We start from the raw sequence: 18,516 nt of genomic DNA on the forward strand, positions 1-18,516 counted from the left end.
AAAAAATAACAAGCAAAAAAGCCCCTACATCAGTAGAGGCTCTCTTTAAAATAACTAAGTTTTAAGAAACCTTATCACCTGCTTTCGCACCAGTTTCAGGTGAAATTACCCAAACACCTTCGCCATTGCCCGCAGCTAAAACCATACCGTTAGAAATACCAAAGCGCATCTTACGAGGTGCAAGGTTCGCCACCATCACGACTAATTTGCCTTTTAAGTCTTCAGGTTGGTAAAACTCACGAATACCACTGAATACATTACGTGGTTCAGCTTCACCGACATTTAAAGTCAGTTGAAGAAGTTTGTCAGAACCTTCAACTGTTGCAGCATCTAAAACTTCTGCCACACGAAGATCAATTTTCATAAAATCTTCGATACCGATAATTTCAGCTTCACCGACTTTAGGTTCAGGCTTTTTCTCTTTAGCTTTTTCTTTCTTCTTCTCAACTTTTGGAGCTTCGGCAGCAGCAGCTAAAGAATCTTTAGAAGCATCCACCATTGCAGCCACAGCCTTAGGATCTACACGTTGCATTAAAGGTTGGAACAATGCAATTTCATGATCAACCAATACAGTTTTACTCGATACAAAGTCGAAAGATTCAAGTTTTAAGAAATCTTGGACTTGCTGTGCAAGTGTAGGAAGTACAGGCGCAAGGTACACAGCCAATTGACGGAATAGGTTAATCCCTACAGAACATACATCATGAACTTGTTGCTCTTCACCTTCAATTTTAGCTAAAGCCCAAGGCTTTTTCTCATCAATATATTGATTGGCTTTATCTGCAAGCGCCATGATTTCACGGATTGCAGTAGAGAATTCACGTGCTTCATAAGATTTGGCAATTGAATCACCAGCATCAATAAAGCTTTGAACCAGTTCAGGTTCTGCACAGGTTGCAGATAATTTATTGTCAAATTTGGTGTTAATGAATTTTGCACAACGGCTTGCAATATTCACCACTTTACCGACCAAGTCTGAATTCACTTTTTGCACGAAGTCATCTAAATTCAAATCAGAATCTTCAACTTTATCTGAAAGTTTAGATGCAAAGTAATAACGTAAATATTCAGGATTTAAATGGTTGAGATAGGTTTCAGCTTTGATGAATGTCCCACGTGATTTCGACATTTTCTGACCATTGACTGTCAGGAAGCCATTCACAAACAAACCTGTAGGGGTACGGTAGTTTGCACCTTCAAGCATTGCAGGCCAGAACAGCGCATGGAAGTAAACGATGTCTTTACCAATGAAGTGATAAACTTCATTTTTAGAATCTTTCTTCCAATAATCGTCAAAGCTTAGATCAGGACGTTTGGTTTTAACGTAGTTCTCGAAACTCGACATATAACCAATTGGCGCATCAACCCAAACATAGAAATATTTGTTTGGCGCATCAGGGATTTCAAAGCCGAAATAAGGCGCATCACGGGAAATATCCCAATCATTCAAGCCATTTTCAAACCATTCATCCAACTTATTGGCGATAGAAACAGGGAGACGACCTTCGTCACGTGTCCATTTCTGCAAATATTCTGCAAAGTTAGGTAGTTTAAAGAAGTAATGATCTGATGATTTTTCAACAGGCGTTGAACCACTCAAAGTTGATTTTGGATTGAGTAATTCAGTTGCGTTGTATGTTGTACCGCAAACTTCGCATGAGTCGCCATACTGATCTTCCGCTTTACATTTCGGACATGTGCCTTTGATGAAACGGTCAGACAGAAACATTTGTTTTTCAGGGTCAAATAACTGTGTCACTGGGCGAATTGCAATATTGCCTGCTTCACGGTTTTTGATATAAATCTCAGATGAGCGATTTTTATTTTCTTCGCTATGCGTAGAATCATAATGATCAAAAATGACATTAAAACCATCAAAATCACGGATATGTTCTTTTTGAACATTGGCGATTTGCGCTTCAGGGCTAATGTCATTCGCTTCAGCACGAAGCATGATCGCTGTACCGTGTGCATCATCCGCGCAGACATAAGTCACGTTATGACCCATTGCACGCATGGCACGAACCCAGATATCTGCTTGGATGTAACCGAGTAAATGACCCATGTGAATAGGACCATTTGCGTATGGAAGGGCGTTAGTGACTAAGATATTTCGCACGGATATAACTCTCTTTCTCAAAGTTAATACAAGATGAATAATTTTAGCGTAAATGGTGAAAAGTTGCTTGAGAGATTTAATAGATTAATTTTTGTGAATATTCATGATGAAAAATACACTCAGTGTGCTTAGTCCCATAAATGTTGATAATAGATCGTAAATAATTCTAGACCTTCTTTAATCTCTGCTTCAGGTTCGTAACAACCAATTTCTGTCAGTTCGAAAGAACGAATCATTTTGTTTAAATATTCCAACCAAATCTCACGTAGTTGATCATCATTGAAGTTATCAAGATCTGTTTCGGTTACAACCCATGTTGGTCTAGACCAATTTTTCCGTTTAATAATCATATTTCTATATGATTTCAAAATTGGGAGTATTTTTGAGGAAATAGCTCTTTTGGGGTCAGAATAATATGAAGTGGGAACAAATCCATATCCGTTCCTCCAATTTTTAATACTTTCTTTTATATCTAAATAAAACTCAGATAACTCGTTAAAAAGTTTATTAATTAACATAATTGCTTAGTCTTTATTATACCTGAATCAAAAGCATTTTAATGAAAATAAGTATGTTAATCTACATGTGATAAAAAGTTCTCGATTTTGTAAGTAATATTTTCCTGTATGTGATGACTTAGGATTAAATATTTTATTTTTTATTGAGTTTTTAAGAGAAAGCAGAAAATGATTGATGATGACGATTTTGATTTCGACCAACCTGTCACCCGTATTCCGCAAAATAAAGGCAGTCAGCAACTACTTGGAAAAAATATTTTAAAAGAAGCACAAATCTACCTTGAAGATATTGCTGAAGATGAGCATGTTTATTTACAGAAAACCTTGCATCAATTGGCTGAGCAAGAGCCTTATTTCAATGTACTTGCGGATGAGCTCAATCAGGAATTGGATGCCAAAGTGGCTAATGATGCTTTGTATTTACTGAATTTTTGGCAAGAGATTCATGAAGTTGAAGATTTAAAAAGTTTTAATCTTCTGAATGTGGTGAATGGTCAACATTTTCAAACTGAATTTTTTGAAGCTTTTGATGCACTTGAAATTGGTGAAAATAAAGCATTACGCAAGAGTGTGATTGAAGAAGCATTTAAACTGTATGAATTGGGTTTTTATGCAGGTTGTACGCCAATTTTATATGCACAATTGGAAGGATTACTTACCGATGTCTTGATTCAGCATGGCTATTTAAAACAACAAGACACCAAGTTTGTTGATGTTTATAAAATCGTCCCAGGTTTAAAAGGTCATGAAATTAAAAGTTTGTGGCATAAAGCCAAAATTGCACATGAGTTGAATCCATATTTTTCAGAACTTGCAGCTTATAAAATGGATAATAGTTCGACTGTGACAGCAACTCGGCATAATATTTTACATGGCACAGAACTGAATCATTTTAATCAAGGACGTTGTTTTGTACTTTGGATTTGGTTGTTGAGTGCTGTAAATTTTATGGTGACTGTGAAATCGTAATTGGCTTGATCAGCGCATATTTCATCTAAAAATCATCGTTTAAACACAGCAATTTCAAATGACCAAATTAGCATATCAATTTCTGAATGGGGTTTGATATGCAGCAAAGTAAAAATTACTTCAAATTATTCAGACAGCTCATGGGGACTATGTTGCTGTTTTTTATGGCGATGCTTGGTACATTTATTGGAATTATTGTTTTGATTCTTATGGTGTTTTATATAGAAGATGTTTATCAGGAAACAAAATATCTAGCCAGTCAATTTCAGCATGCCGAACAAAAAATTGAAAAAGTTGTACCGTTTATGCCCACTGAGCAAGCGCCAATTTTAAAGGTAAGAAAGAAAGAGTATGAAGAGGATTATTATGTACTTTTCTATCAATTAACTGCGCAACAAAGCACACAGGCAGAAAAATATTTACAACAACATCATGCACAGATGGCTCCAATGCCTGAAAATTATTGTATTGCCCCCAGCATCAGACACAAATGGTTGCTGCCACGGATTACACGGCATTATGTTGCGCAACCCAACGACTATTTAGAGGATTACCAATCATTTTTAGTATATGAATCAGATCAACACCTTGAGGAAGTTGAGAAATTTTGTCGAGATGATTTATTTATCACGACAACGCTTCACTTGAAGCAATCCAGCTTCAAGCAAGCGCATGTGCTGCTGAATATCGAACAAAAAATCCTGATGGTGAATTATGTAAAAGAAAACCACAATTAAAAACTTCACTCAAATTTCACATTGTGCTCATCTAAATCACATGTCACCCATGCACACTGAATCCAAGATCAAAAAGGAGAATATTAATGCGATCTTGGACACTGTTTTTCTCGGCAATCTTTGCCAGTGTGATTACAGTATTCTTTGCAGATTTAGAAATTTATTTGTTTTTATCTTTCGCTAATTTTAGTAAGCATATGTTTACCAGTGGTATTGAAATGATAATATTTTTCACCCCTGTTGCATTAATTTATAATTTCATATGCTTTTTAATTTTATTTGCAATATTGCAAAAGCCCGAAAAAATAATTGAATTAAAAAAAACAATCAAAATTATTGGCTTTTTTTGGTTAGCTTTTTTAGCTCCTCTTGCGTTGGACAGTGCTGCAAGTAGTTTTAAGGATTTTTTATCTATGTATGAGTTTTTTAAAATAATGACAATGTTGTACATATTTTTTATAGCACCAATCTTTATTGGTTTTTTAGGTGGACAGTCTATGTATTGGTTTATCAATAAAAGAAAAGATTATAACGATGAAAAATTTTCAAGGTGAATATTTAGGGTTTTGGTGTTGGTTAGTTGGAGCAATAGTTTCAGGTGTTATTGCTCAACCATTATTTTACTTTTAGCATGGATAGATATCGGTTTTTCATCACCCGATGAAATCAGCGATGGTTATATTCGTGCTATAGGTGCAATGCTTATGATGTATCCGATATTGGTTTTGGTACACACTATTTTCTTCTTAATTAGTTATTATTTCACAACATTACCCAAAAAAATAATTGAAAAGAACAGAATATTCAAAATTCTAGGAATATTGTATCTATGCTATTTTTTGACTTTTTTATTTTTACAGTTTCAGAATATTATTCAATTAGGTTTAGAGGCGATTACAATGCTTTTTATCCCATTTTTATTGATGATGATACCTCTAGTGATCGCAATCTTAGTGCGTGATTTAATCGTATTATTTTGCTTAAAACGGAGTAATGCACTGTACGATTAAAATAAAACTTCACCCAAATTTCACATTGCGCTCATCTAAATCACATGTCACCCATGCACACTCAATCCAAGATCAAAAAGGAGAATATTAATGCGATCTTGGACACTATTTTTCTCGGCAATCTTTGCCAGTGTGATGGCTGTTTCCAGCTTGGTGATTCCATTTTGTTTGTTTTTAAATTTTTATCATGGCGATTTATTTGTCGCAGCATCAGACCGAACTGCACAGCGGGGCATAGAAGTGATGCTCTATCTCACCCCGATTTTAATGCTATTGGGCATGATCTGTTTTTGGTTGATTTTAAGATGTCTAAGCCAACCACAGAAAATATTTGAACTGAAACAGTGGTTTAAACTTATTTTGAAATTAGGCATATTGTGGTTTTTCCTGATTTTTTTCTTCCAGTTCCTTGATGGTCGAATGGGTGAAATTCAGGAAAGTTTAGGCTTTGGTATTATCAGTCTAATCGTTTTGTCTGTTCCACTTTTGATCGGTTTGATCAGTGCCAATATCATGTATTTAAAATGTTTCTTACCGATGCATAGTCCAAATCAACGCACCACAAAGGTCGCTAAATATAAGCTGATTCAGACTCCGCCACTATAAAAAATATGCTAAAAATAACACTGATAGCAAAGAATGAATTTTAAGGTAATACATATGCTGAAATTGATTGCAGAAGATTTTATTCAAGAGGATAAAATAGAGGTGGTGTTGCCTTTGTATCAGGAATTGATTGAAAAAACCAAACAAGAACAAGGCTGTATCGCCTACGATCTTTATCATGATTTAAAACAGCGAGGACATTTTGTCTTTATAGAAGAATGGGTAGATCGGGCTGCATTGGATGCACATGTTGAATCTGAGCATTTTCAAAGACTTGTTCCTTTGATTGATGCACATAAACGACAAGATGGCGTATTTACCCATTTACAAAGTTATGAGGCATTGATGAGATGAATCTGCTGACTTATTGTTGTTCAATTGATTTTATGAGTTGAGAAATTTGTCGTTTTAAAGTATTTATTTTTCTAAAATTTTGTTTAAACAGCGGTCTTTCCCAATCCATATTTTGGATAAGTTCAATCCGAAAAAAACCTTGCTTGGTTTGAAACGGATTATACCAACCCACATCAATGAGCAAATTTTTATCTTTAAATTCAATCTGTAATAAGTCATCAGTGAGTTCATAAAAAGATTCTGAGCTTAAACGATCGTCTTCTGTCAACCATGAGATCGTATCGTATGTCACCACGGCACTGTGTAAGTCTATTCCCCACCGTAGATGAGTCAGTTTTTTATTTTCCATATTCATCTTCAATCATATTTTTAATTTTCACTGCTTTTTCAAAATGATCCAACTGATGGGTTTGAATCCACCATGTCGCCACTTGCATCAGTGTTTCAGGATCATCATTTTTGTTGGCGAAGAACGCATAAAAAGACAAGCCGACATTTTCACCTTTTTTGCTGATTTTTTCATTACAGACTTGGCGTATTTTTTGAATAATCATAGGTGACATTTGACTAAGCTCTTGAATTCAAAATTTATCATTATAGTGAAATAGATCATCTTTATAAATGATTCGTACTGTATTTGAAAATAGATTATAAATAAGGTTGGCATAAATGATCATTTGTAACATTGAGTATGGTATTTATTGCAAATTGCAGTATGATAATTCATCAATAAAAAATCGGTGTATAACTGAATGATCAAGCTTCATTCAGCTTAAATTTGATTCCAGATAATTTCAAAGAGGGTGATGACATGACGATTGAAAATAAAGTTGACGATTTAAAAGCCAAAGTATCTGAATTGGGTGATGATTTGAAACTCAAGGCAGATGAAGCCAAACTTGCGGGTGAAAAAGTGCTTGATGAGGTGAAACATGAAGCCAAGTCTGCGCAGTTAGAAGGCGAGAAAAAACTGAATGAATTAAAGCATGATCTTAAAGAAGAGCATGCGGAACAGTCTGAGGCTGTACATGCAGGATTGGATGGTGCTAAAGCCAAATGGAATGATGCACAGCAACAGGCACAGGAAAAATTCGATCATTTAAAAACTGAAGCGACACATAAATTTGAAGAAGCCAAAGTTAAAGCGACTGAATTGAAACAAGAGGCTTCAGTCAAGCTTGACGAATTGAAAGTACAAGCCACTGAACGATTTGATGAGTTGAAAGAGCAAGCAACGACAAAATTTGATGAATTAAAGAAAGCTGCAACAGAAAAAATTAATTCATTTAAAAAAGATGATGCAGCAAAAACTGATGAACAAGATAAAGAGCAACAAGTTTAATTTATAGATTTGTGAGGATTTAAATGCGCTTTATGTCAGCATAAAGCGCATTTTTTATGAACATAATGATCTTATCGTAACGATATTTATGAAAATATTTGCGTCATAAAACAATGCTAAAACCAACTAAATGACTAAGATTTATAAGCACATTCAAAAAGCTTGATACAACTAGACTTAACCTACGTGCAATTTACCGCTAGACTATAGGATTAGATGCATTTCCACTTTTGGAGCAAAATATATGTCGTGGCTTTCTTCTTTAAAATCGGTTTTTTCTCCTGCACAAGAGGTGAAAGAGGAAGAAATCCAAAATGTGCTTCAAAATTATATTTTGCCAAACTCAAACAACGCCTTAAAAGACCGCATTACACAGGTCAATGTACAAGGGCGAGTTTTACAAATCACGATTAATACATTTCCTGAAGAAGCTGATCATTTACAAAAAATTCATGATGATTTGGCGGATGCTTTAGAAAAATGTGGTATCCAAGAATTGAACATGCATGTGATCCAACAAAAAATTCAGCACGATCATGCTGGTCATAGCTGTTCAAGTCACGAGCATGGCAAAGATGGGCATAGTTGTTCATCTCAACCCAAGGCTAAAGCTCAGCAGCAAAATAAAAACCAAAAATTGCCACCAGTGCTTGATGCATCACCACAAGCTAAAGCGGAACAAGATCCGAATAATCCACCGATTCAAAAGGCTGCACCACAGCAACGTGATGTACCGAAACACCCACGCATTCAAAATGTGATTTTGGTGTCTTCAGGTAAAGGTGGTGTGGGCAAATCTACAACGACTGTCAATTTGGCCTTGGCATTACAAAAGCTAGGTCTAAAAGTTGGCGTGTTGGATGCTGATATCTATGGTCCAAGTATACCAACCATGCTGGGAAATTCAGGACAAACGCCAATGATCGAAGCGGAAAACTTTGTCCCGCTTGAAGCATATGGCATGGCTGTACTTTCAATTGGGCATTTGATTGGCAAAGAAAATACGCCTGTCGCATGGCGTGGTCCAAAGGCAACAGGTGCTTTGATGCAGCTCTTTAACCAGACATTATGGCCTGATCTAGATGTATTGATGATTGATATGCCACCGGGTACAGGCGATATTCAACTGACGATGGCACAACGTATCCCTGTGACAGGTGCAGTAATCGTGACTACACCACAAAATGTTGCCTTAATGGATGCGATCAAAGGTATTGAATTGTTTAATAAAGCGCAAATACCTGTGATGGGGGTTGTAGAAAATATGTCTACACACATTTGCTCGAATTGTGGTCATGAAGAACAAATATTTGGACAAGGTGGTGGTGATCAATTGTCCAAGCAATATGATATTCCATTGCTTGGACGTTTACCTTTAAATGTACAAATTCGTGAAAATGTCGATGCAGGTAAACCCTCTGTAGTTGCGGGCGATGATGCAGCAGCAAGCTATATTGCAATCGCTGAAAAACTCGCACAATCTCTGACCAAAGTCGAAAAAGACCCACAGAGAATTTTCTGATATTGTCATACAATTGCCTCTCAGGATGTCTAGAGGGGCTTTGGAAAACAATGAAGAATGGATCATATAATGAAAAATTTAAATTTACTGAATAACAAAGTATTCATGAGCCTCGCCAATACTGCCAATGGTGATGTAAACGGCGCAACACGTTTTTATTACACCCAAAAGGGTAAAGTGATTACCGCAAAATATGAAGGTGGAGTTGTTGAAGTCGGCTCAATCGTTGGGCAAATGCTGACAGAAGACAGTTTTGAAATTTGCTATCAGCATTTAACCGTGACAGGTGAATTACGCACTGGACAATGTCAAACCAAAATTGAATTATTGGAAAATGATGTGATTAAACTGGTTGAAAATTGGCAATGGCTAAATGGTGATTTGTCGACAGGGCATTCGGAGTTGATAGAAGTCGTTTTAAACTAAAAGATGATGTGCATTTTTATTTTTGACTTATCAATATGATTTGGCTGTGTTGTTGATATAGCACAGCGATCCAGTATTTATCATTAATCTTAGATAACTTTGATAGATGATCAGATGAATGATGATTCATTGCAAACATAATTACTTCATTTGCCGACTGCGCCATTTTTTCACCACACTCCAACGCCAATATAAACGGGTAAATACAAAGAACAAAAAAGCAAATAATAATGCTTCGAGTAATAAGCCTGTGGCTAAAATTTTAGCCAAACTCAGGTCAATATGCCCATGTCCAAAATTTTCGATCCAATGCACAATTTGATGAAAAACACCAAGTAACATATCTTTGTTAATCATGTGTACACCATAAATTTTAGAGCCAATCCAAAAAGCAAAAAATAAAATTGGCACAATGGTCAAAGGATTCATAATCCATGCCATGAGTAAACCAATGGGTAAATTTGCTTCAAAAATCAGTATCGTCAAAATAATCAATGCACTATGTAATGGAATGGGTAAAATTCCCCAAAATGTACCAATAAACATGGCTTTGGAAATAGATTTTCGATTGATATACCAAAGTTGAGGCGTTAAAACACGTTGACCAAAAATCCGCATGATTTTCATGTTGTTGATTTTTTCAGGAGATGGGAGCCATGCTTGGAAAAAATGTTTTGCCATAATAAGAAGATTAACAAGTAGAAGATCATTTTGCATGAATGTGTAGAAAAACAACAGCAAAATAAGCACATGAATAAATATAGGCGATAAAATTAGCAATTTCTCCTGAATAAAAACTTAAATAGAGACTGGTAATCATGATTTTTGTGTAAAAAATATTCAAAATTAAGTGTTTATATGAATTGTTGCAAATAAATGACTTTTAAGTATGAAAATGTTTTTTATTGTAACTTATTAATTAATCATTATATTTTATTTAAATAACCAAAAGTTATATCTCTACTTACAATTATTTTTTTGATAACTGAATTGAACTGATTTAATCTGCGTTCAATGATTTAGTGAGGTCATTTAATGATTTCATGGTTTTTTATTGGGCTGATTGTCACCATTTTATTGACACCAGGTCCAACCAACACTTTGTTGGCATCTTCTGGCATCCAAGTGGGTGTACGTAAGTCTTTGAGTTTGATTCCTGCAGAAGCACTGGGCTATTTTGTTTCGATCACGATTTGGGGGGCTTTGATTGGCAGTTTAGCCAAGCAATTTCCGATGATTCCTGTGATTTTAAAATTATTTAGTGCTGTATTTATTATTTATTTGGCATTTAAACTTTGGCATAAAGCACAACCGCAACAAGATTATGATCAGGCAACGATTAGCGCAAAAGCATTATTTTGTGCAACACTGTTAAACCCTAAAGCTTTATTGTTCGCATCAGCAATTTTCCCAAGCTTTGTTTGGCATAATTTTGCTGCGTATGTGTCGCACATGTTGGCTTTTTTGATTTTAATTATTCCGATTGCATTTTTTTGGATATTTATAGGTAAGAAATTAACTTCAAATAAAATTTCTTGGCTAAACCCATTCAACATGCAGCGCACAGCTTCTTTAATCTTGGTCGGTTTTTCTGTACCTATTGGTTATTCAGCATTTTTAAGTTTATAGATGGCTGTGGGAATACAGCACAATCTTGTATTTTAAGGCGTTGAACATTTCAATCAAACGCATTTTCAGTTAAAGTACGCTCAGTTATTCAGTTAAACAATTTGGGAAATATACATGGCAATTAAGTCTGATCGTTGGATTCGTGAAATGAGCGAAAAACACGGCATGATCGAACCGTATGCTGAGAACCAAGTTCGTTTAGATGAAAATGGTGAAAAGCTGATTTCATACGGTGTATCTAGCTACGGTTATGATGTTCGTTGTGCACGTGAGTTTAAAGTATTTACCAATGTGCATTCTGCAATTGTTGATCCAAAAAACTTTGATGATCGAAGCTTTATCGATATCGAATCAGATGTGTGTATCATTCCACCAAACTCATTTGCTTTAGCTCGTACAGTTGAGTACTTCCGCATTCCACGTAATGTTTTGACTGTATGTTTAGGTAAATCGACTTATGCACGTTGCGGTATTATCGTCAACGTTACGCCGTTAGAGCCAGAGTGGGAAGGGCATGTTACCTTAGAGTTTTCCAACACAACAAATCTACCTGCACGAATTTATGCAGGTGAAGGTGTTGCTCAAATGCTATTTTTTGAGTCTGATGAAGTATGTGAAACATCTTATAAAGACCGTGGGGGTAAATACCAAGGTCAAACAGGTGTAACTTTACCAAAAGCTTAAAGCTGAGCTCTGTTTTAAAAAGCAAGTGTAAATCACTTGCTTTTTTTGTATATAACTTTGATGAAAATATATTCGCTTTGTCGTGATCGAATAATTAAGCTTAAATTTAAATATTTGATTTAAATATTGATTTTTATTTTAAAATATACATTTGTCGGAAAAGTGTATAAGAAGTTGTATTTTTTTTGCATTTGCTAGTTTTTTAAGCATAATAGAAAATGAGAAAAGGTTGGCAGTTTTGGATTATTGCCACATTTTGAACAATATTGACGGTCATTTGTTCAAAGCAAAGAAATTTTAGAAAAATAAAATATGGTGCGGAGCATCGTATACATAGGAAGGTCAAGATGACTAAGCTCGGTTATACGGTAAAGTTTAAAAAAACGGTACTGGCTTCACTGCTAGGACTTGGGTTAGCGCAGTCATGTTTCGCCTTGGAAGCCTTGACTGATGAAAGCCTGAGTGAAGCAACAGGTGAAGGTGTGGCTTTTTTACCTGAAAATTTCAAAATGGTATTCCAAAAAGCTGATGATGCATTGACGCTAGAGTCAAAGAGTCAAACAAAATTAATAGCTAATTGGGCTGATCGTAGTTTGGATACAGGGTTGATTCGAATCATTCCAGTCGGTCCTCTTACTCCTGTCGCAACAGCTGCAGGGGCTAAGAAAGCAGATATTTTTATCTATGGTTTAGCCTTATCTAATACTATGTCTAAAAATGTAGATGGTACTAACATTGCAGATATAAATAGTCGATTTAGTAATGTTGGTGTGAGTTCTGGAACAGAAACTAATCCTTGGGTGTTGAGTGTAGATACTAAAAGTGTTTCAAACTTTGCAGGAACGCCAAAAAGTTTAAGTTATTTACAATTAGAAGCACCTTTAGCTAGAGTTAATTATCAACCTCCAAATAGTTCAACTATCAAACTTGGTTTATGGGGAGATATTTTTGCACGTAATGAGGCAACAGCAGGGTCAATATCTACTGTAAATCCTATTACAGGTGCCCCAACAGATGCAAAGGGTTTAGAGGAAAAACTTCGTGTGCAAATGATTGCGAATGGCTTGTTATTGGAAGGTTCTCAGATCCGATTGTTTCAAACCCTAGATGGGGCAGTAACGGGTACGGGAGGGCTTTCATCAACCTATAATAATACTTTGGGTGCAGGATTATTATTACGTTTAAATACACATCATAATGGAGATGGTGGAACTTGGGCTGATAAAGTATTGCGTATTAGTACGAGGGAAACAGCGGGTACAGCCAAAGATTTAAAAACTCCTGCAATTGATGGTGGAGCAGCTGCAAGCTTTGATGGCACTGAGGGTTTATATATTTATAGTCCAAATATCAACTTAGTATTGGGAAGTATTTATCAGCCTTTAATTATTGATACACCAGATGGGAAAAACTTAACACTCGAAGTAACTCGTATTCCAAATCAAGCTGCTGTCTATAATAAAATTTATACTGATTATGGAAACCTAGATAGTACAACGTATACAGGTTCTACTTGTAATGTACGTTATTGTGGTAAGACAGAAAGTTTTGGGGGGGTTAATTATCAAGGAACCGCAGCAACACATAGTAGTATTTCTATAGGTAAGGTCGCTTTTTCAAACAATGATAGAATCATGAATGCTGATAAAGCATCAACAACTTCGGGTATCGTAATGAGGGGAACAGGTGCTGATGTAAATCTTGGATCTGCTGTCATAGATGGCTTACTCATTCAGCATTTTAAAATGACCACTACAGGTTTATAAGGAGCTTAAGAATGAAAATACTATTGAGTTCTTTATTACTTTTAGTTTCAACAGCACATGCTGGTTTGGTAGGTTTAGACAATCAAGAGTTGGGTGAAATAAATGGTCAAGGTGGGGCGGATTTAAGTTGGACATTGTCTTTGAATCATAAAATAACGACCGATGGCTCACTTTCACGAGAATATGATAATTGCTCTGGTGCTAGTACAGAGTATTGTCGTTTGGCGATTTCACCGAATAATCGAAAAGATGCAAGTGGGAACATGTATTGGTTGGTTTTTAAGCAATTACAAGGCACATTACAGTTAGAGAAGTTTCAGTTGGATGGTGTGAGTATAGGTGATGGTACACGTACTGCTTTGCAGTTACGATTTGGTATAGATGATAAAGGAAATTATTTACAGCCTTTAAAAATACGTAACTTTGGTTATTCAGCATTGCAAATTGAAAAAGATTCAGGTGCAACGACTACAACAGCAGCATCTCCTGCAAATAAGGGATATTTGAATAAAAAAGTTTATGGTGGTGTTGATGATGCTAATACTGTAAAAACAAGCTCCGTTTTTGATCAAGGTAAGGAAACAGGTTTTACAGGTTTAAATATTCACGGAAATTTAGCAATTGCAGGAACAGTTAAAGTGTTTGGTTGTAATGGGTCTAATGGTCGTTGCTAAGTTGCTTATTCATGTTTAAGCGCAAATGAATATCACAGGTAGGGATGAGTGATGAGAAAAAAAATAATACAGTTGAATATTTTAACGTTGAGTATCTTATGTGCTCAACAGAGTTTTGCATTACAAGAGTTGGAAGATAGTTCTCTTAGTCAAATAGCAGGTCAAGATGGTATTAGTTTACAGATCGAAGCAAATAAAGTTCAGATCGGAGAAGTAAACTGGAAAGATAGTACGCAAACAACAGCCGGTGCGGACAGTGTACTAAATGTTAGTATGCGCAATGTAGAAACTACACCTTATGAAACTACACCTTATGGTTCTTCTAGTGGTTTGAGTGCAAAATTTACTGCGGATGTGGGTGGAAAAGCTGGGGCAAGTGCAACAGCATCGAATGGATTAAGCTTGAGTGCAGTTTTCGGACCTGCAACGATGCATATTGGTAGTTTGGCTATATGTCCGAATGGTACGGGTATTACTGCAAATTGTACTGGCACGGCAAGTCAATCTCTAGGGGCATTAACTTTCCAGAATCGAAAAGATTTAACTTTTTCTTTAGAGACAGGCAGTGGCTTATTTAATGGTGGTAGCCCTGCGACTCTAGGCTTTGGTTTAAAGAATGCTAATCTTTTTTATACATTAAATAATGGTGGTAAGTATAACCAATTTATTTTAAAGGATTTTAATTTTAATTTTTCAGGTAAAGGGTATTTGTATCTAGATCCTGCAGAAGGTTTGGTCTTATCTACAAATCAGAAAGGTGGAGCTTCAAGCACAAATACTGTGGTGCTTGCGGATGTAGATGATCCTGATTTTAGTGGGCAAAAGCAGCCAGGTTTAAATGTAGATCTACGCTATAAAAAAGATGTAAAAAATGTATATACAGCTTATACCGCGACAGGGGTAGATACTGATATTTATAGTTTTGGTCGACTTGGTGCATCGGGTACGTTAAAAAATGCGTATATTAAGGTCAATGGAACACAAGATATACCTTTAGGTCCTACAACTTCAGGTACTACAAATACAGGCACTGGAAATTTGGTAGGCAAGGGTGGTTTGCATTTGCAAATGAAAGCTGATTTTGTTAAAGACTCAGATCCTGCAGCGACTCAAAAAACCTATTTAGATCTAGGAATGTCTGGAAAAAATGCCTATGCTTTACGTTATGGTAATTTGACACCATTACAGGTTCGTAAAAATGCAGCAACAAGCTCAGCTTTGAATCCTGATTCAGCGTATATTAATTTTGGTCATGTATATGTTAATGCAGCTCAAACAAATACAGTGAATTTTCCATTAAGTGATGTATTAAATAAAATTTATAGTGGAAATTTATCGAGTTCAACCATAAAAACAGCTTTATATAACTCACCAAGTGCTACACCTGCAAATGCATTGATTGTGGCTATACGTGGGATGGACTTCCAAGCCATTGCACGTCAAGGTCAGCTTGTTGCAGATAATAGTGCGAATGCTGTTGCAACTACACCAAATAGTACATGGGGCTTAGGGCTACCGATTTATAATCTTAACTCAAATGTTGGATTATATGGAATTAATGATGCAACTACCAAAAAACAGAGCATTGGTTTTGGTATTACGATGAGCACAACAGGACGAGATGCTGCAGGTTCAAAAACTACATCTATGTTGTTGATTGATGGTGCACCAATTGCAGGTACAAGTGATACAGTGAACTATTATGCAGGCTTAAGAAATATTAATTTGCTTGCAGACTTGACAGGTTCTTTAAGCCTTGAAGATGATGGACTTAAAATTGCATTACCTCAGTTCCTGATCGGTTTAGATGGTGAATTAGCGATTGGTCAATTACCAGGTTCTCGTATAGTGACATCAGGATGTGCAAGCTCTACTGCAAGTAACTGCTTTATAGCAAGTGATAGTTTTACTAAAAATACTGATGTTTTATTTGGTATCATGGCTCGTCTTGTAGGCTCAGCAAATCTTACCTTGATTCCAAGTTCAGCTACAGGTGATGGTAGTTTGGGAATCAAAGGTGATATGACTTTGGGTTCAAATACTAAAGCAACGAGCAGTTATTTAAGAATAAGTGATAAATCTGTAGCAGCAACTTCTGCACCACAACTCGGTTTGGATAATCTTTCTGGGCAAATGAGTTTAGATAGTAAAATAGGTATGAATGCCAATACAATAACTTTTGCAAATACCGTGAATTTAAATAGTGCAAGAAATGATGCAAGTTCAGCAATCAAAGCTAAAGCGCCAGAAAATGTTTTACGTGCAGATGTTAATTTATATCCTACGAATATTACAACACCACAGAAATTAGGTGAGATTGTATTTACAGGTGGGAATATCCGCAGTAATTTTGGAATTACACCACGCTGATTTCATTTTAAAAGTATAAGAAGCGCCATGATTGGCGCTTTTTTTATACCTGAGGTTTATTAAAGTAAAAGTATGGTTATTTTTGTCTTTTAAAGTGGAGATATTTTTATATAAATAAATATTATTTCTTGTTGTTGTAATAAAATAGATGAATGGTAATAAATAGATTTTAATATAAGTAATTGAAATTAATTAATATATTTTATTGTTAAGTTTTTTTAAATTTATTTTGTTTTTTGTAGCTATGGTAGTATTCCTGTGAGTAATATAGTGAATTACACAAAAAATCCGTATTAATACAAAAAAGATGGGGTGGTCAGGGATGCTAAGGTTTTTTTACATTTTTGTGTTCTGTATTTCAAGTTCATTGGTTTATGCAAGTGAAGTGGTATCAAGTGAATTATCTTTAAATGATGTTGATGAGCATCAAATAGCACAGAGTCCAATGTTAGCGATGACAGATGAAGAACTGTCGGAAGTTCAAGGGCAGGCGTTATATTCATTAAATAGACAAGATCAGGGCGGGTTGTCATTTTATACTTTAAGTATGGAAGCGGAAGTTGGGTTAAATGCAAATATTAAGTCATTGCAAGTAGGTTGTGGTGGTATTAATGGTGCAAATGGATGTGATCTTGATATTCAAAATTTTTCATTAGGTTGTGTAGCAAATGCAGCAGGTATTTGTATTACATTACCAAAATCATATGCAAGTCAACCGAATGGACAATATGTTAACAGTCAAAACCAACTCGTAACTTCGCAAGAGGCTTCAACAAACATTCCTACTTCAATATTAAATGGTGATAAAACAAATAGCCCTGCTGTAGGGGATATTACCCAAAGTCAGCTTTTAGATTTTGTGATTAAAAATCCATTTTTCCAATTTGCAATTAAAAATGCTGATAGCCCTTCAACACGTGAAATTGTGGGTGTTCGATTGGGAGGGGCGAATGTAAGTGGACCAATGAGTTTTGGAGCATTAAATACTTTTAGCGGGTATTTGAGTGGAGTTGCAAATTTAACGATGCAGGGTGAAACAAATGTTGGTATGACATCCAAAGCAAATAGTTATTGGCAAAATGCTAGTGCTTATATGGGGCTAAGCCCACAAGCAGTAGATGTTTTGGGACCTCCTGTTGCAGGAGCAAGAACAAACTTTACACATTTAACAATTAACTATGGCACAGTAAGTCGTAGTGGGTTAAACGTGTTGGTCAATGGGAATCGAGTCACTCAAGCAAAAATTCAAGGATTGAATTTATCAGCGGTGGTAGATGATATTGGGACGAATTTATCCCTTAATCAAGGCACAGCGGGAATATGTGCTTTATTTATTTGTGGTGGAATTGATTCAACCAATATCAGTGGATGGAGTCAGGGAATTAAAGATGCAATTTTAGGAATCGTAAAGCCTTCTGCATTGGGTTATGTTAAACAGCAATTAGCTACTGGACTAGGGACGACAGTAAGTGGATTAAGCACCTATCAATTACCTTTTAATTTAAACAATGTTCACCAGTTATATGTAAATTCTAATGCATTTGGCTTGGCGTTTTCTAAGCAAAATATACAGTATCCTGGTTATAACGCCGCTGTAAGTACAGGTTGGAGTATGTACATTCCTAATGGATTTTCCTTAAATATTAATGAAAAAACCAGTTCTTTAGTATCAAATATTGCAAGCAATAGTTTTGCTCGTGATGGTAATATTACACAATTAGCAGCCCCATACCGTAACTGCTATGGAACACTGACATTTTGCTAATATTTTTAAAATTTTAAGCGCCACA

At 35.7% G+C, this 18,516-nt stretch carries 19 protein-coding genes; 14 read left to right on the forward strand and 5 right to left on the reverse strand.

What is annotated here, in order from left to right:
* Positions 1 to 61 precede the first annotated feature (61 nt).
* Together metG and AVJ19_RS22030 are read right to left on the reverse strand one after the other, a co-directional pair.
* A complete protein-coding gene (gene metG, locus AVJ19_RS11925) occupies positions 62 to 2,119 on the reverse strand; it encodes a methionine--tRNA ligase (RefSeq protein WP_111859919.1) in 2,058 nt (685 codons plus the stop codon).
* A gap of 128 nt (positions 2,120 to 2,247) precedes the next feature.
* Positions 2,248 to 2,469, reverse strand: a complete 222-nt coding sequence (locus AVJ19_RS22030) for a hypothetical protein (protein ID WP_162626595.1) — start codon at positions 2,467 to 2,469, stop codon at positions 2,248 to 2,250.
* Between the two features lie 336 nt (positions 2,470 to 2,805).
* On the opposite strand from AVJ19_RS22030, the gene AVJ19_RS11935 reads away from it, so the two are divergent.
* The 5 genes from AVJ19_RS11935 to AVJ19_RS11960 all read left to right on the forward strand — a co-directional run bounded on the left by AVJ19_RS11935 (position 2,806) and on the right by AVJ19_RS11960 (position 6,313).
* A complete protein-coding gene (locus tag AVJ19_RS11935; protein ID WP_111859921.1) occupies positions 2,806 to 3,606 on the forward strand; it encodes a hypothetical protein in 801 nt (266 codons plus the stop codon).
* Positions 3,607 to 3,704: 98 nt separating this feature from the next.
* Positions 3,705 to 4,343, forward strand: a complete 639-nt coding sequence (locus tag AVJ19_RS11940; RefSeq protein WP_162626596.1) for a hypothetical protein — start codon at positions 3,705 to 3,707, stop codon at positions 4,341 to 4,343.
* Between the two features lie 86 nt (positions 4,344 to 4,429).
* On the forward strand, positions 4,430 to 4,897 hold the full coding sequence (locus tag AVJ19_RS11945) for a hypothetical protein (RefSeq protein ID WP_111859923.1): 468 nt from the start codon (positions 4,430 to 4,432) through the stop codon (positions 4,895 to 4,897).
* A 546-nt stretch (positions 4,898 to 5,443) separates the two neighbouring features.
* Entirely contained in the window at positions 5,444 to 5,959 is a 516-nt protein-coding gene (locus AVJ19_RS11955) for a hypothetical protein (RefSeq protein WP_111859925.1), read from the forward strand.
* 54 nt (positions 5,960 to 6,013) lie between these two features.
* Entirely contained in the window at positions 6,014 to 6,313 is a 300-nt protein-coding gene (locus tag AVJ19_RS11960; protein ID WP_111859926.1) for a putative quinol monooxygenase, read from the forward strand.
* A gap of 10 nt (positions 6,314 to 6,323) precedes the next feature.
* On the opposite strand, the gene AVJ19_RS11965 is transcribed toward AVJ19_RS11960, so the two are convergent.
* Together AVJ19_RS11965 and AVJ19_RS11970 are read right to left on the reverse strand one after the other, a co-directional pair.
* A complete protein-coding gene (locus AVJ19_RS11965) occupies positions 6,324 to 6,662 on the reverse strand; it encodes a hypothetical protein (RefSeq protein ID WP_111859927.1) in 339 nt (112 codons plus the stop codon).
* Positions 6,652 to 6,876, reverse strand: a complete 225-nt coding sequence (locus tag AVJ19_RS11970) for a DUF6500 family protein (protein ID WP_111859928.1) — start codon at positions 6,874 to 6,876, stop codon at positions 6,652 to 6,654. Before AVJ19_RS11970 ends, AVJ19_RS11965 begins: the two co-directional genes overlap by 11 nt.
* A gap of 248 nt (positions 6,877 to 7,124) precedes the next feature.
* Here AVJ19_RS11970 and AVJ19_RS11975 point away from each other — a divergent pair, with 248 nt between their 5' ends.
* From AVJ19_RS11975 to AVJ19_RS11985, 3 genes are all read left to right on the forward strand, one after another.
* A complete protein-coding gene (locus AVJ19_RS11975) occupies positions 7,125 to 7,655 on the forward strand; it encodes a hypothetical protein (protein WP_111859929.1) in 531 nt (176 codons plus the stop codon).
* A 244-nt stretch (positions 7,656 to 7,899) separates the two neighbouring features.
* A complete protein-coding gene (gene apbC, locus AVJ19_RS11980; RefSeq protein WP_111859930.1) occupies positions 7,900 to 9,177 on the forward strand; it encodes an iron-sulfur cluster carrier protein ApbC in 1,278 nt (425 codons plus the stop codon).
* Between the two features lie 69 nt (positions 9,178 to 9,246).
* Positions 9,247 to 9,603: a hypothetical protein gene (locus tag AVJ19_RS11985; protein ID WP_111859931.1), complete on the forward strand. Its 357-nt coding sequence runs from the start codon at positions 9,247 to 9,249 to the stop codon at positions 9,601 to 9,603.
* Between the two features lie 141 nt (positions 9,604 to 9,744).
* On the opposite strand, the gene AVJ19_RS11990 is transcribed toward AVJ19_RS11985, so the two are convergent.
* Complete coding sequence (locus AVJ19_RS11990; RefSeq protein ID WP_111859948.1) at positions 9,745 to 10,284, reverse strand: DUF2062 domain-containing protein; 540 nt, start codon at positions 10,282 to 10,284, stop codon at positions 9,745 to 9,747.
* A gap of 354 nt (positions 10,285 to 10,638) precedes the next feature.
* On the opposite strand from AVJ19_RS11990, the gene AVJ19_RS11995 reads away from it, so the two are divergent.
* The 6 genes from AVJ19_RS11995 (at position 10,639) to AVJ19_RS12020 (ending at position 18,491) form a co-directional block, all read left to right on the forward strand.
* On the forward strand, positions 10,639 to 11,232 hold the full coding sequence (locus AVJ19_RS11995; RefSeq protein WP_111859932.1) for a LysE family translocator: 594 nt from the start codon (positions 10,639 to 10,641) through the stop codon (positions 11,230 to 11,232).
* Positions 11,233 to 11,346: 114 nt separating this feature from the next.
* Entirely contained in the window at positions 11,347 to 11,916 is a 570-nt protein-coding gene (gene dcd, locus AVJ19_RS12000; protein ID WP_111859933.1) for a dCTP deaminase, read from the forward strand.
* A gap of 347 nt (positions 11,917 to 12,263) precedes the next feature.
* Positions 12,264 to 13,682 (forward strand): hypothetical protein, encoded by a 1,419-nt coding sequence (locus AVJ19_RS12005; RefSeq protein ID WP_111859934.1) that lies wholly within the window; start codon positions 12,264 to 12,266, stop codon positions 13,680 to 13,682.
* An 11-nt stretch (positions 13,683 to 13,693) separates the two neighbouring features.
* Positions 13,694 to 14,356 (forward strand): hypothetical protein, encoded by a 663-nt coding sequence (locus tag AVJ19_RS12010; RefSeq protein WP_111859935.1) that lies wholly within the window; start codon positions 13,694 to 13,696, stop codon positions 14,354 to 14,356.
* 51 nt (positions 14,357 to 14,407) lie between these two features.
* The gene (locus tag AVJ19_RS12015) at positions 14,408 to 16,726 is read left to right on the forward strand and encodes a DUF6160 family protein (protein WP_111859936.1); all 2,319 of its coding nucleotides are present in this window, start codon (positions 14,408 to 14,410) and stop codon (positions 16,724 to 16,726) included.
* Between the two features lie 385 nt (positions 16,727 to 17,111).
* Positions 17,112 to 18,491: a hypothetical protein gene (locus AVJ19_RS12020; RefSeq protein ID WP_213067221.1), complete on the forward strand. Its 1,380-nt coding sequence runs from the start codon at positions 17,112 to 17,114 to the stop codon at positions 18,489 to 18,491.
* The last annotated feature ends 25 nt before the right edge of the window (positions 18,492 to 18,516 follow it).

It is taken from the genome of Acinetobacter sp. CFCC 10889, assembly GCF_003268395.1.
Lineage (GTDB): Bacteria > Pseudomonadota > Gammaproteobacteria > Pseudomonadales > Moraxellaceae > Acinetobacter.

What these genes read in the sequence shown, in the direction of transcription:
- apbC (WP_111859930.1), top strand. Translation starts at nt 7,900, where the DNA reads ATGTCGTGGCTTTCTTCTTTAAAATCGGTTTTTTCTCCTGCACAAGAG.
- AVJ19_RS11955 (WP_111859925.1), top strand. Translation starts at nt 5,444, where the DNA reads ATGCGATCTTGGACACTATTTTTCTCGGCAATCTTTGCCAGTGTGATG.
- AVJ19_RS11970 (WP_111859928.1), bottom strand. Translation starts at nt 6,876, where the DNA reads ATGTCACCTATGATTATTCAAAAAATACGCCAAGTCTGTAATGAAAAA.
- AVJ19_RS12010 (WP_111859935.1), top strand. Translation starts at nt 13,694, where the DNA reads ATGAAAATACTATTGAGTTCTTTATTACTTTTAGTTTCAACAGCACAT.
- AVJ19_RS11940 (WP_162626596.1), top strand. Translation starts at nt 3,705, where the DNA reads ATGCAGCAAAGTAAAAATTACTTCAAATTATTCAGACAGCTCATGGGG.
- AVJ19_RS11935 (WP_111859921.1), top strand. Translation starts at nt 2,806, where the DNA reads ATGATTGATGATGACGATTTTGATTTCGACCAACCTGTCACCCGTATT.
- AVJ19_RS12005 (WP_111859934.1), top strand. Translation starts at nt 12,264, where the DNA reads ATGACTAAGCTCGGTTATACGGTAAAGTTTAAAAAAACGGTACTGGCT.
- AVJ19_RS11990 (WP_111859948.1), bottom strand. Translation starts at nt 10,284, where the DNA reads ATGGCAAAACATTTTTTCCAAGCATGGCTCCCATCTCCTGAAAAAATC.
- AVJ19_RS11960 (WP_111859926.1), top strand. Translation starts at nt 6,014, where the DNA reads ATGCTGAAATTGATTGCAGAAGATTTTATTCAAGAGGATAAAATAGAG.
- AVJ19_RS11995 (WP_111859932.1), top strand. Translation starts at nt 10,639, where the DNA reads ATGATTTCATGGTTTTTTATTGGGCTGATTGTCACCATTTTATTGACA.
- AVJ19_RS11975 (WP_111859929.1), top strand. Translation starts at nt 7,125, where the DNA reads ATGACGATTGAAAATAAAGTTGACGATTTAAAAGCCAAAGTATCTGAA.
- AVJ19_RS11965 (WP_111859927.1), bottom strand. Translation starts at nt 6,662, where the DNA reads ATGGAAAATAAAAAACTGACTCATCTACGGTGGGGAATAGACTTACAC.
- AVJ19_RS11985 (WP_111859931.1), top strand. Translation starts at nt 9,247, where the DNA reads ATGAAAAATTTAAATTTACTGAATAACAAAGTATTCATGAGCCTCGCC.
- AVJ19_RS22030 (WP_162626595.1), bottom strand. Translation starts at nt 2,469, where the DNA reads ATGATTATTAAACGGAAAAATTGGTCTAGACCAACATGGGTTGTAACC.
- AVJ19_RS11945 (WP_111859923.1), top strand. Translation starts at nt 4,430, where the DNA reads ATGCGATCTTGGACACTGTTTTTCTCGGCAATCTTTGCCAGTGTGATT.
- dcd (WP_111859933.1), top strand. Translation starts at nt 11,347, where the DNA reads ATGGCAATTAAGTCTGATCGTTGGATTCGTGAAATGAGCGAAAAACAC.
- AVJ19_RS12015 (WP_111859936.1), top strand. Translation starts at nt 14,408, where the DNA reads ATGAGAAAAAAAATAATACAGTTGAATATTTTAACGTTGAGTATCTTA.